Raw genomic sequence first — 14,699 nt, 5'->3', positions numbered from 1 at the left:
CTTTTATCCTTAAATCATCTTAAATATATTGCAAAAAATGAAGACAGTATACGAAGATCAACTTCAAAAATGCTACGTCGTCCTACAAGAGCTTCGGTACTCACGTATTAAGTTATACGCTGCGTTCCTCGCCTTGTGGACTCCTTACTCTTTTTGAAGTTGATCTTCGTATACATATTATCAAATTCTATTTTACGGTAACTCAAAGCTTCTGCAATATGCACTTTCAAGACCTTATCAACATTCTTAAGATCAGCAATCGTGCGTGCTACTCTAAGTATTCGGTTATAAGCACGCATTGATAAACAAAATTTATTTGCCGCTTCATTCAGTAAATCTTTACCTTCATCCGCAGGTATAGCACAATCTATTAACAACTGCCCATCTAATCTGTTATTTGTTTTAATATTATAGCCCTCATATCTCTTTTCTTGAATTAAACGTACTTTCTCAACTCTTGCAGCTATATATTCAGATTCTTCCTCAGAATTATCTACAATCAAGTCATAATTATAAACATTAATACTAGATACTTCTATATGCAAATCAAATCTATCCATAATAGGTCCCGATACTTTCATTTGATAGTCGCTAGCACATTTTGGAGCTTTCATACATTCTTTATAAGAATCGCCTCAATAACCGCATTTACAAGGATTCATAGCTGCTATTAACTGGAAATTTGCCAGATATTTTATATGAGCATTTGATCGTGAGATTAGTATTTCACCGTTTTCAATAGGCTGTCTTCATGCATCAATAACCTGCTGTGGAAATTCAGGTAGTTCATCTCAAAATAATACTCCCATTATGAGCTAGCGTAATTTCCCCAGGCTTTACTTTTTTTCCGACACCGCCACCGACCATAGCGGCCAATGAGCATGAATAATGTGGAGTTCTACACGGCCTTGCTTTGGTAAGTTTACCGTCTAAAAATTTTCCTGCAATACTTGTAATCGTACTACATTCTAAAATTTCTTTTGTAGACATTTAGGTAGTATACTGGGAAGACAGGCAGCAAATCTTGATTTACCGGTTCCGAGAGGACCAAACATTAAAAGGTTATGCCACCTGATGCTGCAATTTCTAAAGCTTGTTTAGCAATTTTTTGACCTTTTATATCTTTAAAATCGGGATAATTTATCGGCTCATCTTGTAGCTTAGCTTCCGGAGGAGTTAAAACTTGTGAACCTTTAAAATGATTTACTAGTTCAATTAAATTACCTGCAACAAGTATATTATCATTACCCGACCAAGCAACTTCCGAGCTGTTTTTACTTGAACAAATAAGACTTTTACCTCTAATAGAAGCCCCAATCGCTGCAGGTAAAGCTCCACTTAGCGGTAAGCTTGAACCGTCTAATGATAGCTCTCCTATTATCAAATATTCCGCAATTTCAAGTTCATATAAAATATTCATTGCGGTAAGTATCGCACAAGCAATCGCAAGATCGAAGTGGCTTCCTTCTTTTACTAAATCTGCCAGAACTAAATTTATTAAAATCTTTTTAGTATGTAGTGCAAGCCCTATAGAAGATAACACTGCTTTAACACGTTAGACTTGCTATATGCCTTATCATGCAATCTTTCTTAAAATACTATTTTGCTAGGTTGTAGATATTATTGCATGGATACTACTAAATCGTCATTGTGAGCAGACATAGGCTGCGTAGCAATCTCATGAAATAATAACAAACTCCTGAGATTGCTTCGTCAATTACTGACGTAATTGCCTCGTAATGATGAAAAATAACAATCTTACCTTAACCATTGATTGAAAAACGTACTATAGAACAAACTTAGCTAAGTCGAGATTAGTTATTATTTTTGATAATTGATTTTCTACGAATTTATCATCGATAGTTATTTTTTTGCCTTTCATTTCGCTAGCTTCAAAGCTTATATCCTCAAGCAAATTCTCAAGTATAGTATGCAGCCTTCTAGCCCCTATATCTTCGACTTCTAAATTAACGGTGATCGCATAATCCGCTATCTTCTCAATAGCAGAAGCAGCAAATTCAAGATGTACGTCTTCAGTACCTATTAACGCCGAATATTGTTTTATTAAACTAGTTTCAGGCTCAAGCAATATTTTAATCATATCATCTTTGGTAAGCGAATTTAATTCTACTCTAATCGGTAACCTTCCTTGTAACTCCGGTAATAAATCAGAAGGTTTAGCAATATGAAAAGCACCGGAAGCAATAAATAATATATGATCGGTTTTAACCGGTCCATATTTAGTATTAACCGTCGTGCCCTCTATCAAAGGTAGCAAATCTCTTTGCACTCCCTCTCTACTTATTTCGGCATTTTTTGCTCCGGAACTACCAGTTGAAGCTATTTTATCAATTTCGTCAATAAAAACTATACCGTCATTTTCAGCTAAATTTATAGCTTGCTGAATAATTTTTTCTTGGTCTATTAATTTTTCTGATTCTTCAGGTATAATAATAGCCATAGCATCTTTAACTAGCATTTTTTTTGTTTTAGTCTTACTACTGCCAAGGGCTCGCCCAATCATATCGCCAAGATTAAGAACGCCCATAGATGCTCCCGGCATACCCGGTATTTCAAAACTTCCACCGCCGACAGGTGTAGTATCAGCTACGCTAATTTCAATTTCCTTATCATCAAGTTCGCCGTTTAAAATTTTTTCTTTGAACTTTTCTCTAGTCTCACTACTAGAAGTTTTACCTACTAAACTATCTAATATTCTCTCGATCGCTTTTTCACGGGCATGAATATCTACTTTCGTTTTTGCTAAAGTTTTTTCAGTATTAACGGCTATTTCGACTAAATCACGAATTATTGATTCTACATCACGCCCTACATATCCGACTTCGGTAAATTTAGTTGCTTCAATTTTATAGAAAGGAGAATTAGTCAGCTTTGCAAGGCGTCTTGCTATTTCCGTTTTCCCGACACCGGTTGAACCAATCATTAAAATATTTTTCGGTACTATTTCATTACGTAAATTACCCTCTACTCTTTTACGACGACAACGATTTCTAAGTGCAATAGCAACAGCTTTTTTGGCCTTTTCTTGACCTACGATAAATCTATTCAGTTCATTCACTATTTGAGAAGGGGTAAGCCCCATAGGGTCTTTTTTATAAGTAGTTTTAGTAGCTTTCATACAACTTTTTCCATTATAATATTATGATTAGAAAATACACACAAATCTGCAGCTATATTCATAGATTTTAAAGCAATTTCTTCAGCAGTTAAATTATTCTCGTAAGACATTAGAGCGCGAGCGGCAGATAGCGCAAATAAACCGCCTGAACCTATTGCTGCAACATTATTTTCAGGCTCTACAACATCACCGTTACCGGTTAAAATTAATATATGACTACGATCAGCAACAATCATCATTGCTTCCAAACGTCTCAAATATTTATCGCTACGCCAATCTTTTGCAAGCTCAACTGCACTTCTAAGTAAATTATGCTTATGTTGCTCTATCTTTACTGCAAGCTTTTCAAATAACGCAAGACCGTCAGCCGTAGAACCCGCAAAACCGGCAATAATTTTATTATTTGCTATAGTCCGAAGTTTTCGTGCTGTAGATTTTAGTACGGTATTACCATGCGAGACTTGTCCATCTGCTGCTATAATTATTTCTTCGTTCTTTTTTAAACAAAGTATTGTTGTACCGTGTAAGGATAAATTATCTGACATAATATAAAATTTATTGATATTAAGTTGTTAATTAAGTACTATTAGAATTACTGTTAAGTAGACGAATAGACGAAGTTTAATTTGGAAAAGAGCAAGGAGTCTGTAAGCCGAGGAGCGGAGCGTATATTAATACGTGAGCATCCGAGGACTTACCAAAACGACGTAGCCAATTTTCCAAATTAAACGAGTATACTTGACTAATCCAGAGTATACTTGACTAATCCAATTTAATTAATTATTGTCCCTTGAATTTTCAAGGCTTAAACTTAAATAATGAATATATACGCAATATACATTAACTCCACACAAAAAAATAATAATTTTATTGTTATTGCAGAAGGCTTTTCATGGATAGCGGCTCTTTTAAGTATATTTTGGGCATTATACCATAAAATGTGGTTAATTGTTGCTATTGCCGTAATAGCGAATATAATCGTTACGGCGATTAATATCGCAGAGTTAAAGTTTATATTTAAGATAGTCTTAATATTAGGCTTCGGCTTTTTTGCTTCAGATATTAGAGAAAATTATTTAAAAAGAAATAATTACCGACTAGAAGATATAATAATTGCCAACTCTAGAATTGAAGCTGAATTAAAATTTCTAAAACGTAGTATGCTTGTTTAACAGCAACGTGGTTTCATAAATATTAAATCGTCATTGCGAGCAGTCGTAGACTGCACGGCAATCCAGAAAAAAATTAAAGAAATGCTAAAATTAGCATTTCTTACTGGATTGCTTCGTCAAAACTTACATTTTTTACTCGCAATGACGGAAAATTAAGCCATACAATAAAGCTTTTAACAGGAATAAAATGATGTATAACAAAGAAAATGTTTTTGCAAAAATCATAGATAAAAATCTTCCGGCAGAAATAATTTATGAAGACGAACAAATTTTAGCATTCAAAGATATAGCACCCGTAGCACCTGTACATATTATCGTTATACCTAAAAACGAATATATAGATTATGCCGATTTCATCTCTAAAGCTTCTATAGACGAAATAAAACATTTTTTTGCTAAACTTTCTGATATAGCAAATGAAGCGGGTTTAGATAAAGACGGTTATCGTTTAATAACTAATAAAGGCGAGAAATCGGGACAAACTATTTTTCATTTCCATTTCCATATTATCGGAGGTGAAAAACTCATCGGATTAATAAATAATGACTAAAAAATACAATATTGCAGTAATCGGAGCTACAGGAAATGTAGGGCGTGAAACTCTAAATATTTTAGCTGAGCGTAATTTCCCCATTAATAAAGTTTATGCTATAGCTTCAGATAGCTCTCTAGGGCGGGAAGTAAGCTTTGGAGAAAAAATACTACAAATTAATAGTTTAAAAAGTTTACATTTTGACGATATCGATATTGCTTTTTTTTGTGCAGGTTCAGAAGTGTCAAAAGAATTTATACCAAAAGCTACTGCTAGTAACTGTGTAGTTATCGACAAATCCTCACTTTTTAGAGTTGATAATCAAGTACCGTTAATTGTACCTGAGGTTAATTTATCAACACTTAAAGAGTTTAATACTAAAAATATCATAGCTAACCCTAACTGTATCGTCATTCCGCTTGCAGTAGCATTAAAACCGCTAGATAATGAAATAAAGATTAAAAGAGTAGTGATATCTACTTATCAATCAGTATCAGGAGCAGGTAAAGCAGGAATGGACGAACTCTACGACCAAACAAAATCTAAATATGTTTTTGGAGAGAATGATCCTAAGAAATTTCCAAAACAGATTGCATTTAATATTTTTCCTCATATAGGTGATTTAAATAAAGATGGCTATACAAGTGAAGAAGCAAAAATTGCTTCTGAACTAAACAAAATTATAGGTAATCACTTTAAAGCTAGCGTTACTTCTGTTAGAGTACCAGTATTTATCGGTCATTCTATATCGGTTAACATAGAATTTAACGATAAAATTGATGCCAAAGAAGTCGAAGAAATATTACAAGATGCCGATGGAATTGTTACAATTTCTAATAATAATTACCTTGCGTATATCTCACCCGTTGAAGTGGTAGGCGAAGATGCCGTATATGTCTCCCGAATTAGAAATGACGTAAGTAGAGATAATACGATAAATCTATGGATCACATGTGATAACTTACGTAAAGGAGCAGCTTTAAACAGTGTTCAAATTGCTGAAGAATTAATTAATAATTATTTATAATATAACTAATATGGATAATAAAAATAATAATCTAAATAAAAAAAACCCACTAATAATAGCATTAGGCGAATGTAGAACAGCTTTTTGGATAGTCTTTTGGTTTGCTTTTGTAATCAACTTACTAATGTTAATTACTCCTCTTTACTCACTACAAGTTCTTGATAGAGTCCTTGGAAGCGGTAATCTACAAACATTATTATTTTTATCAATAATAATCGCATATATTTATTTTGTTTACGGATTATTACAAATTGCTCGTTCTTTTACACTTATAAAGGTAGGAGAATGGCTTGATAGAACAGTAGCTCCCGTAATTTTTGCTTCTTCAATTTCTGCAGCTGCAACACGAGCAAATATGGGTTCTAGCCAATTATTACGTGATTTTCAAGCCGTCAAAACATTCCTAACAAGTACCGGAATTAATACTTTATTCGATGCCCCTTGGAGCCTTATCTATATTGCGGTTATTTTTTCAATTCATCCATATATCGGTCTTATTACCGTTTTTGGTGCAATTATAATAGTTTCAACCGCTTTCTTTAACGCTGCAGCTACTAATAAAACACTTGGTGAAGCTACCGAATTTTCGATAAAAGGTATGACACAAGCCGATATTGCAAACAGAAATGCAGAAGCAATTGAAGCAATGGGAATGATGAAGAATGTTACAAAAAATTGGCATAAATTTAACATATTAGCACTTGATAAGCAATCGGTTGCTAGCTATCGTAACGGTGTTATTTCTAACTTTTCAAGGTTTATCCGTAATATAATGCAAATGGCTGTTACCGGAGTCGGTGCTTACATTGTTGTAAAATCTCACAGTGCAGATATGACTCCCGGTAATATGATTATGAGTTCTATCATAGTCGGTAGAGCTCTTGCTCCTTTCGATAATGCTATTGATTTATGGAAAAGTATGAGCGGTGCTATTAAATCATACAAAAACATTAATAATTTATTTAACACTTATTCTTCTAGAGACGAAACGATGCCAATTCCGAACGTTGATGGTCATCTTACTGTTGAAAATATTTATTATGCTCACCCTATACCGCAATATTTACCGCAACCTCCCGTACCGAAATATATCTTAAAAGGCGTTAGTTTTGCAGTACAACCGGGCGAAGTTTTAGCAATTATCGGTCCTTCGGCTACAGGAAAATCAACTTTAGCTAAAATCATAGTCGGGGTATGGAAAGAATCATCAGGTTCCGTACGTTTAGATAGTGCTGAAATTTATCGTTGGAATAGAGAAGATTTCGGTAGACATGTCGGCTATCTTCCTCAAGGAATAGAACTTTTTAGCGGTAGTATTAAACAAAATATAGCTAGAATGGAAGAAGATGCCGATCCGCAAAAAGTTATTGAAGCAGCTAAAATAGCCGGAGCTCATGAAATGATATTAAGATTCCCTGACGGTTATGATTCTGATATCGGTCCTGCAGGCTCTAATCTATCAGGTGGTCAAAGACAGCGTATCGGGCTTGCTAGAGCTTTTTACGGTAATCCAAAACTCATCATTTTAGATGAGCCTAATGCTAATTTAGATGAGGCAGGTGAAGTTGCCCTTGCAAGTGCCTTAAAACAAGCAAAACTTAAAGGAATAGCAGTTCTTGTAATTTCACATAGACCATCCGTATTATCCGTTGTTGATAAAATTCTAATATTACAGGATGGAGCCGTTGCAGTTTACGGAACGGAAGAAGAGATTCAAAAACACTTTAAAACTTTAAAAAGCGGTACAATTCATATTAATAACTAATGTCATATCGTGACTTGATTGGCATTGTTGCATGGTTTCCAAATCATCATTGTGAGGGAACTTTAGTGAGCGTGGCAATCTCATGAATTCTATCGAGATTGCTTCGTCAATTACTACATCATGTCCTCGCAATGACGCAAAATACAAACAATACTGACTAAATATAATAATGATTAAATATTATGCAGGACTTAAAACACAATAAACCTCAAATTACTCCGGAACAATTAAAACAATTATTGTCCTTAAGAGAAGATGCGTTAAATCTTAAAGGTCAAAGTTCTAAACGTAAAGCTTTAATAAATACTACATTAAAGAAAACCTCTCATGCTATAGAATTCTTATTAGTAAAACTTGATAGGTTTGTTAATTTTATTACCAAGAAAACCGATAAAGATCGTAATAACGTAGCCCAAGCTGCAAGATCACCTATACTTTTCGGTATTTATGTTATGATCTTTTTAGTATTAATAGGTGGATTATGGTCGGCTCTTGCTCCACTTGATAGTGGTGCTGTAGCTGTCGGTATCGTAATGCCAAGCACAAATAAAAAAACGATTCAACATCATGAAGGCGGAATAATCAATGCTATTTATGTGAAGCAAGGTGATAAAGTCAAAGAAGGCGATAAATTAATAGAGCTTGAAGAAACTAGAATAAAAAGCGAACATGAAAATATTCTTGGTCAGTACCGTAATTTTTTAGCAACTGAAAATCGTTTAATTGCCGAACGTGATAATTTAGAACAAATCGAATTCTCTGATTTTCTAATGCAGGATATCAATTTACCGGAAGTAGCTAAAATAATTCATACGCAGGAAAATTTATTTAGATCTAGAAAAGAAGTATATAACTCAGAGAAAGATGCATTACATCAAAATATTGCTCAACTTGAGAAAAAAATTGAAGGTTTAGAAGCAAAAAAAGTTGCCGCCTCCAAAACTGCTGAAGTTTATCAAGACCGTTTAAAAGCTTTAAGAACGTTAAAAGAAAAAGGCTTTGTACAAAAAGCAGCCTTATTAGACCAAGAGGCAAAAGTTGCCGCTTCAAAAAGCGATGTTGCAACAACTGAAGCCGAAATAGCAGGAATACGCCATGCTATTACCGAAACTCAAATTAAAATTATAAATCAACAAAATAAATACACTGAACGGACTTTAACAGAGCTTCGTGAAGCTCAAGTACAAACCGCATCTCTTAAAGAAAAATATAATGCCCTGACGGATTCGCTTAATCGTGTGATAATCAGAGCACCTGTTGACGGTATAGTTAATAGTTTAAAATATCATACAATAGGCGGTGTTATAAGTCACGGACAACCTATTATGGAAATTTCGCCAACTAATGACCCATTAATAATAGAAGCAAAGGTATCTCAAAAAAACATTGACTCAGTACATGAGGGATTAGTTGCAAAAATACGTTTCAGTGCATTTAAATCAAGAACAACTCCAACATTTACCGGTAAAGTAGTAAGCATATCTCCCGATATCGTACAAGATGAAAGACAGTATCCGGGACAACAGCAAGATAATTATTATGTTGCAAGAGTTGAAATCGATATGGATGAATTTAACAAAGTTGCTAAAGTTAAAAATCTTGAATTACACCCCGGTATGCAAGCTGAGGTACAAATCGTAACAGGTACTAGAACACTACTTAGATATTTACTTGATCCCGTTACTGATACTGCATTTAAAGCTTTCAGAGAAAAATAGATAATTTGAAAATTTTAAGTTAGATAACTTTACGAAACCTAAATATTTACAATATTTATTAAAAATTCTTAATCCTTTATTGACTTTGAATCAAAAGCAGTATAGCTTATTTTGTAATCTAATTAATATACAAAGGTTATGTTAGGCTACGAAAAAGAACAAAGAAGTTTAAATACAGAACAAAAACAAGCAGTCGGATTACTTTCTATAGGTACATTTCTAGAGTATTTTGACCTTATGCTTTATGTGCATATGGCGGTGCTTTTAAATAATTTATTTTTTCCGGAATATGATCCTTTCACTTTTTCGTTGCTTACTGCCTTTTCTTTCTGTTCTACCTATTTGCTAAGACCTATAGGAGCATTAATATTTGGGTATATAGGCGATCATTTTGGACGTAAGATTGTAGTTGTTTTAACTACCCTATTAATGGCTATTACTTGTGTGATTATAGGCAGCATGCCAACATATGCACAGATAGGTATAACAGCCTCTTGGGTTCTTACTATATGTCGTATAATTCAAGGTATGTCAGCAACTGCAGAAGCACGAGGTGCAGAGCTGTACTTAACCGAAAATTCATCTCCTCCTATACAATATCCATTAGTAACAATTATAACCGTATTTTCTGCCGTAGGCACTACGGTAGCACTAGGTATTGCATCAATTTTTACTAATCAAAATATTTATCACCATGAGTCAAGTTGGCGTATAGCCTTTTTCGTTGGTGCAACTATCGCTTTTGTAGGTACTATTGCAAGGACTAGTTTAAAAGAAGCAGAAGCATTTTCAAATAAAAGAAACCAATTAAAACTAAGACTTCAAGAAAATAATATTATGCTTGAAGAAATTGACAAAGATATTCTAGATCAAAAAGTTCCAAACACCACTTCTATTTGGTATTTCTTTATCCAGTGTGCTAGACCACCATGTTTTTATTTCGTATATATATATTGCGGTGATATATTAAAAAGAGAATGTGGATTTACTCCAAATCAAATTATAAATCAAAATTTTTGGGTATCTATAATAGATTTACTCGGTATTATCGGTCTTGCATTTATTAGCTATAAAATCCATCCTTTAAAAATCCTAAAGGTAAAATTATATCTATTTTTTACCTCTCTCATTTTTTTTCCTATAATGTTAAATTATAACCCTACTCCTTTATATATTTTTATTTTTCAATGTTTAGCTGCATTATTCGTATTTGATCACGTACCAGCAGCTCCTATATTTTATAAATATTTCCCGGTTTTTAAGAGATTTACATATACTAGTATGCTAAGTGCAATAGCAAAATTATTTACTTATATTATAACGTCATTTGGTTTAGTTTATATTACCAATTATCTAGGATATTGGGGATTATTTTTAATTTTCATTCCAGTAGGTATAACTTTTTTTATGGGAGTAACTTATTTTGAGAAAATGGAAACGAATCGAAATTTATAATTTTATTAAAAGTAGAATTTATATTAAATTTTAAATTATTTTTATAACATTCAGCATATATAAGCTCTGAAACTGAAGGTATTTCAAGTATTTCACTTAACACTAAAAAGCTTTTTAATGTCTCTTTAATTATTTTATGAGCTTTTTCAGGCGATTTTGCTTCCAAAGTTTGTAAATTATGTATTCTATCAAAAAGTTTTATAAGAGCAGTATCGTATCTTTTTTGTTTAATTAATAACATAAGACTTTTCTCGCTACTTATTTTGCCCCAAGGTTTAATTCTAGTTAGACCCGCTACATGCCTTGCTACTTCTTCATCAAAAATATTGCTAATTATTTCTTCAGTAAGTTCAGTATCTTCAATAGTGTCATGAAGTAATGCAGCTTGTAGCATTCTAAAAGTAAAGAGTTTAGGCACTTCTTTTGCTACAAATTCCGCTACCATAATCGTTACTGCAATTGGATGAGAATAATAAGGGTCACCTGATTGACGCATTTGCGCACCATGATATTTACGAGCATAATAAATACCTTTTTGAACTTCTCTAATATCGATAGGTTGTTTGACTTGGGTATTTAAAAATAAAAGCCTTTCGATTAATTGATCTGAATATTTACAGCTTTCAAAATTTTTTTCCCAATATTCTATATCTTTCATACAATCGTCCCATATATATATATTATATATATATATATATTATTTTATTGTTTTTTTTGATGATTATCTTTTATATTTTCTTTTTAAAATCCAATTATTATTTATTAAAAATCTCTATATTTAATAAATTTTCTATTTTTAATGCTAAAAAATAACTATATATTAAAAATAGTTTTTTACAAAGGTTTATATGTCATTCTTAACTATCACCTACATTTTTCTCATTACAACAATATTTCTTTTTCGTCTGTATGGCTTAGGAAGTATTCTTTCGAGGGTTTTTTAAAAAGAACATTACAAAATCTTTTACCAGAACAGCAGATTTTAGCTGTTATTATAGCATCTTTAATATTTGGGATTACATATTTTCAAGGCAGAATAATAGCTTTACGCACTATATGCGGTTTTTTCTATGGTTATGCATATTATAAAACAGGCAAAATATTTATGCTCTGTGATAGTTCATTTCGGTCTAAATTTATGCCATGTATTATTATTTACTTATCCTGCTCTTAAAACTTTGTGAAATAAGTGTAATTTTAATAGACAAAGTTATAGAGTTTTTTTATTTACAAATAGTAAACATAATAACTAAGTTTTATGAACAAAGACATCCCTACAGATTTATTACCTTCAGAATATGAGTTAGCAAGCTCTAGTAATGCTGCTTTGACCCTATTTTTAATGGAAGCAACCTTATTATTCTTGTTTGGTTATTGCTGCTACTGTTGTTTCAATAATGAGCCAAAAGATATGGGGCTTGAATTAATCGGTGATCACCACGAACATGATGAATAATATTTTTTAATTATTGCATGGTTCTTAATGTCATTCCTGCGAAAGGCTTGCCTACGTTGCTCGAAAATAATCATTGCGAGGAAATTATGAAATAATTGATGAAGCAATCTCAGGAGTTTGTTATTATTTCATGAGATTGCCATACAGTCTACGACTGCTCGTAATGACGGGGTGGTATCCACGCAGGCAATGCCCAACCTACAATTTACTTGGATCAAAGCTAAAATTAATCTCTTTCCAATGGTTAAAGCGTGCAGAGTCAAGATGTTCGATAGGGCTCGCTTGCCATACCGCTCTAATTGCATTATCTACCAAAGCTTCACAAACACTAGCCGGAATATTAGGACAGATTTTTTTGTTAACCTTTGCCTGCTCAACATTACCTGCTTTATCTAGCGTAATACTAATAATGACTTTTACCTTATTATTACCTCTAACTCCTGCCGGTACATTACTCCAATGTCTTTCAATCTGTCTTTTTATCAAAGATGTTTCACTATCGGAAAGAGGCAGCCCATCCGTATAAACCCCTTTAGCTTCTTGTGCATTATCAGCTTTTTTTGACCTTTGATGCTTATTAGATTTTACATTATCCCCTTCTGAAGATTGCTCTAAATGCTTCAGCAAAGAATCAAGCTCATCGGTTTTAGGCTCTTTTTTCTTCACATCTTTAGGTTTCTCAGCCGGTTTCGTTTCCTCTTTCTTTTCTTCGGGCTTCTTCTTTTCTTCTGCTTGTTTTTTTTCTTCTTCTTTAGGTTTTTCTTCCTTTACTTCTTCTTTCTTCTCAGGTAACGCTTCCTTTGCTTCTTCAGACTTTGGTTCTTCTATAGGTTTTTTCTCTTCTATTTTAGGCTTTGCTTCCATTGTTTTAGCCTCAGGCTCTTTTGCTTTTGCTTCTTTAGGCAAATCTTGCGGTTCTTCTTTTGGCTTACTCTGCTCAGATTTTTTAGCGTCTTCGTTTTCTATAGGGGCTTCTTTTTGCTTTGTCTGAGTGATAATATTTGATTTATCGCTAACAGGTAACATTTCAAAAGTTATAGTTTGCTCTTCCGGTAATTTTTCAAAAAGTGACGGCATACCGAATAGAAAAAAATATAAAAGAAGTAAGTGCAGAACAATAGAGAAGCTAAGAAAAACCGTAAAATTATCCTTATTTTGATTACTTTTCATTATTTTTAATATTTGAAATAAGAGCTACACGAGAAAAGCCGGCAGCATGAATTTCGGCAACTATCTCTACTACCTGCCCATAAGAAACATTTCTATCGCCTCTTACAAAAATTCTAGCATCCTTTTTTTCTTTAGTGATATTTGCAAGCTTGTCGGTTAAATGCATTCTTTCTATTGGAATTTCAAGTAAGAAAATTTTGCCTTTATTATTGATCGTAACAACCAAAGGCTCATCCTGACCTGAAATCGGGCTTGAATTTGTCTCAGGCAAATCCACGTTTACTCCTGACACAAGCATTGGAGAAGTAATCATAAAAATAATTAATAGCACAAGCATCACGTCAACAAGCGGCGTAACGTTAATTTCGCTAACTACCGCTCTTTTACTTTTTCTATTACTTCCGGCAAGCTTTATAGCCATTACATTTTCTCCTGATCAATTGCCTTAGAAAGTATAGAGTTTAACTCACTAATAAAATCTTCAATCTTATTATTGATAAGAGTAATACGGGAAATCAGATAATTATAAAAAATTACTGCCGGAATAGCTGCAAATAAGCCTATCGCAGTTGCAAGTAACGCCTCAGCAATTCCGGGCGCTACTACAGCAAGAGAAGTATTTTTTGAAGTAGCAATCGATTGGAAGCTATGCATAATCCCCCAAACGGTACCGAATAAACCTACGAAAGGAGCACTTGATCCAACAGTTGCCAAGAAGCTTAAATTTTTCTCGAGCTTTTCGACTTCCCTATTTTGAGCTAAGTACATTGCACCCGTTATACGCTCTTTATGGTTGTTTTTTAAGCCTTCAGAAAGCCCTTTAGTGCTTAAGCTTTTACACTCATCCATAGCTGAGACAAAAATTAAAGCTAGCGGATTATTAACGGACCTCTTTATGCTTTCATATAATTGTTCTAATACTCCACCGGACCAAAACACATTTTCAAATGCCCGCATGCTTTTCTGCACTTGCACTAGCTTAAATATTTTATCCAAAATAATAGCCCATGACCAAATAGAGGCAATAAGCAACATCAGCATAACTGACTTACCGATAATGTCGGAGGAGCTTATTAAAGAAAAAATCGATAAATGATCTTGCGTAATGACTTCTAAACCATCGCTAATATTAGTATCTGCACTCATTGAATATATATTATTTAAATTATTCTAAAATTAAATAATATATTCATATTTTATTTTTGTCATTAGGTTATGTGAAAAATTTTAGTCATCAATTTAGTATGGCTTTTGAAAAACACTTC

Annotated in this window: 16 protein-coding genes and 2 pseudogenes; 9 read left to right on the top strand and 9 right to left on the bottom strand. The window is 33.2% G+C overall.

Annotated features, from left to right (window positions below):
* Nucleotides 1-107 precede the first annotated feature (107 nt).
* The 5 genes and pseudogenes from RC_RS02215 to hslV form a co-directional block, all read right to left on the bottom strand.
* Nucleotides 108-689 (bottom strand): annotated as a pseudogene (locus RC_RS02215) (ATP-binding protein).
* A gap of 97 nt (nucleotides 690-786) precedes the next feature.
* A pseudogene (locus tag RC_RS10710) lies at nucleotides 787-1,055 on the bottom strand (ATP-binding protein).
* Nucleotides 1,055-1,543 carry a magnesium chelatase domain-containing protein gene (locus RC_RS02205; protein ID WP_010977082.1) on the bottom strand — a complete coding sequence of 163 codons (489 nt, stop codon included), beginning with the start codon at nucleotides 1,541-1,543 and terminating at the stop codon, nucleotides 1,055-1,057. Before RC_RS02205 ends, RC_RS10710 begins: the two are co-directional and overlap by 1 nt.
* Nucleotides 1,544-1,786: 243 nt before the next feature.
* Nucleotides 1,787-3,139 carry an ATP-dependent protease ATPase subunit HslU gene (gene hslU, locus RC_RS02200; RefSeq protein WP_010977081.1) on the bottom strand — a complete coding sequence of 451 codons (1,353 nt, stop codon included), beginning with the start codon at nucleotides 3,137-3,139 and terminating at the stop codon, nucleotides 1,787-1,789.
* Nucleotides 3,136-3,684 carry an ATP-dependent protease subunit HslV gene (hslV, locus tag RC_RS02195; protein WP_004996101.1) on the bottom strand — a complete coding sequence of 183 codons (549 nt, stop codon included), beginning with the start codon at nucleotides 3,682-3,684 and terminating at the stop codon, nucleotides 3,136-3,138. The genes hslU and hslV overlap by 4 nt, the downstream gene beginning before the upstream one ends.
* Before the next feature lie 81 nt (nucleotides 3,685-3,765).
* Between hslV and RC_RS07335 the strand changes: the two genes are divergently transcribed.
* The 7 genes from RC_RS07335 (at nucleotide 3,766) to RC_RS02165 (ending at nucleotide 10,808) form a co-directional block, all read left to right on the top strand.
* Complete coding sequence (locus RC_RS07335; protein ID WP_014410558.1) at nucleotides 3,766-3,867, top strand: palindromic element RPE5 domain-containing protein; 102 nt, start codon at nucleotides 3,766-3,768, stop codon at nucleotides 3,865-3,867.
* Between the two features lie 90 nt (nucleotides 3,868-3,957).
* A complete protein-coding gene (locus RC_RS02190; protein ID WP_010977080.1) occupies nucleotides 3,958-4,311 on the top strand; it encodes a DUF2628 domain-containing protein in 354 nt (117 codons plus the stop codon).
* Between the two features lie 190 nt (nucleotides 4,312-4,501).
* Complete coding sequence (locus RC_RS02185) at nucleotides 4,502-4,861, top strand: HIT domain-containing protein (protein ID WP_016830705.1); 360 nt, start codon at nucleotides 4,502-4,504, stop codon at nucleotides 4,859-4,861.
* On the top strand, nucleotides 4,854-5,870 hold the full coding sequence (gene asd, locus RC_RS02180) for an aspartate-semialdehyde dehydrogenase (RefSeq protein ID WP_010977078.1): 1,017 nt from the start codon (nucleotides 4,854-4,856) through the stop codon (nucleotides 5,868-5,870). Before RC_RS02185 ends, asd begins: the two co-directional genes overlap by 8 nt.
* Nucleotides 5,871-5,880: 10 nt before the next feature.
* Nucleotides 5,881-7,635 carry a type I secretion system permease/ATPase gene (locus RC_RS02175; protein WP_010977077.1) on the top strand — a complete coding sequence of 585 codons (1,755 nt, stop codon included), beginning with the start codon at nucleotides 5,881-5,883 and terminating at the stop codon, nucleotides 7,633-7,635.
* A gap of 182 nt (nucleotides 7,636-7,817) precedes the next feature.
* A complete protein-coding gene (locus RC_RS02170) occupies nucleotides 7,818-9,353 on the top strand; it encodes an HlyD family type I secretion periplasmic adaptor subunit (protein WP_010977076.1) in 1,536 nt (511 codons plus the stop codon).
* A 138-nt stretch (nucleotides 9,354-9,491) separates the two neighbouring features.
* Complete coding sequence (locus RC_RS02165) at nucleotides 9,492-10,808, top strand: MFS transporter (RefSeq protein WP_010977075.1); 1,317 nt, start codon at nucleotides 9,492-9,494, stop codon at nucleotides 10,806-10,808.
* Here RC_RS02165 and RC_RS02160 read toward each other — a convergent pair.
* Nucleotides 10,759-11,466 (bottom strand): HD domain-containing protein, encoded by a 708-nt coding sequence (locus tag RC_RS02160; RefSeq protein WP_010977074.1) that lies wholly within the window; start codon nucleotides 11,464-11,466, stop codon nucleotides 10,759-10,761. The genes RC_RS02165 and RC_RS02160 overlap by 50 nt on opposite strands.
* A gap of 141 nt (nucleotides 11,467-11,607) precedes the next feature.
* Between RC_RS02160 and RC_RS07330 the strand changes: the two genes are divergently transcribed.
* Both RC_RS07330 and RC_RS02155 read left to right on the top strand, forming a co-directional pair.
* Nucleotides 11,608-11,982: a CPBP family glutamic-type intramembrane protease gene (locus RC_RS07330; protein WP_010977073.1), complete on the top strand. Its 375-nt coding sequence runs from the start codon at nucleotides 11,608-11,610 to the stop codon at nucleotides 11,980-11,982.
* A gap of 84 nt (nucleotides 11,983-12,066) precedes the next feature.
* A complete protein-coding gene (locus tag RC_RS02155) occupies nucleotides 12,067-12,264 on the top strand; it encodes a hypothetical protein (RefSeq protein ID WP_014273355.1) in 198 nt (65 codons plus the stop codon).
* Nucleotides 12,265-12,462: 198 nt separating this feature from the next.
* On the opposite strand, the gene RC_RS02150 is transcribed toward RC_RS02155, so the two are convergent.
* The 3 genes from RC_RS02150 to tolQ are packed head-to-tail and all read right to left on the bottom strand — an operon-like array spanning nucleotide 12,463 to nucleotide 14,580.
* Entirely contained in the window at nucleotides 12,463-13,434 is a 972-nt protein-coding gene (locus tag RC_RS02150; RefSeq protein ID WP_041471713.1) for an energy transducer TonB, read from the bottom strand.
* The gene (gene tolR / locus RC_RS02145; RefSeq protein WP_004996134.1) at nucleotides 13,424-13,855 is read right to left on the bottom strand and encodes a protein TolR; all 432 of its coding nucleotides are present in this window, start codon (nucleotides 13,853-13,855) and stop codon (nucleotides 13,424-13,426) included. Before tolR ends, RC_RS02150 begins: the two co-directional genes overlap by 11 nt.
* The gene (gene tolQ / locus RC_RS02140; protein ID WP_004996137.1) at nucleotides 13,855-14,580 is read right to left on the bottom strand and encodes a protein TolQ; all 726 of its coding nucleotides are present in this window, start codon (nucleotides 14,578-14,580) and stop codon (nucleotides 13,855-13,857) included. The genes tolR and tolQ overlap by 1 nt, the downstream gene beginning before the upstream one ends.
* Nucleotides 14,581-14,699: the final 119 nt, after the last annotated feature.

This window comes from Rickettsia conorii str. Malish 7, assembly GCF_000007025.1.
Lineage (GTDB): Bacteria > Pseudomonadota > Alphaproteobacteria > Rickettsiales > Rickettsiaceae > Rickettsia > Rickettsia rickettsii.
This window is presented reverse-complemented; position numbering and strand designations above follow the sequence as displayed.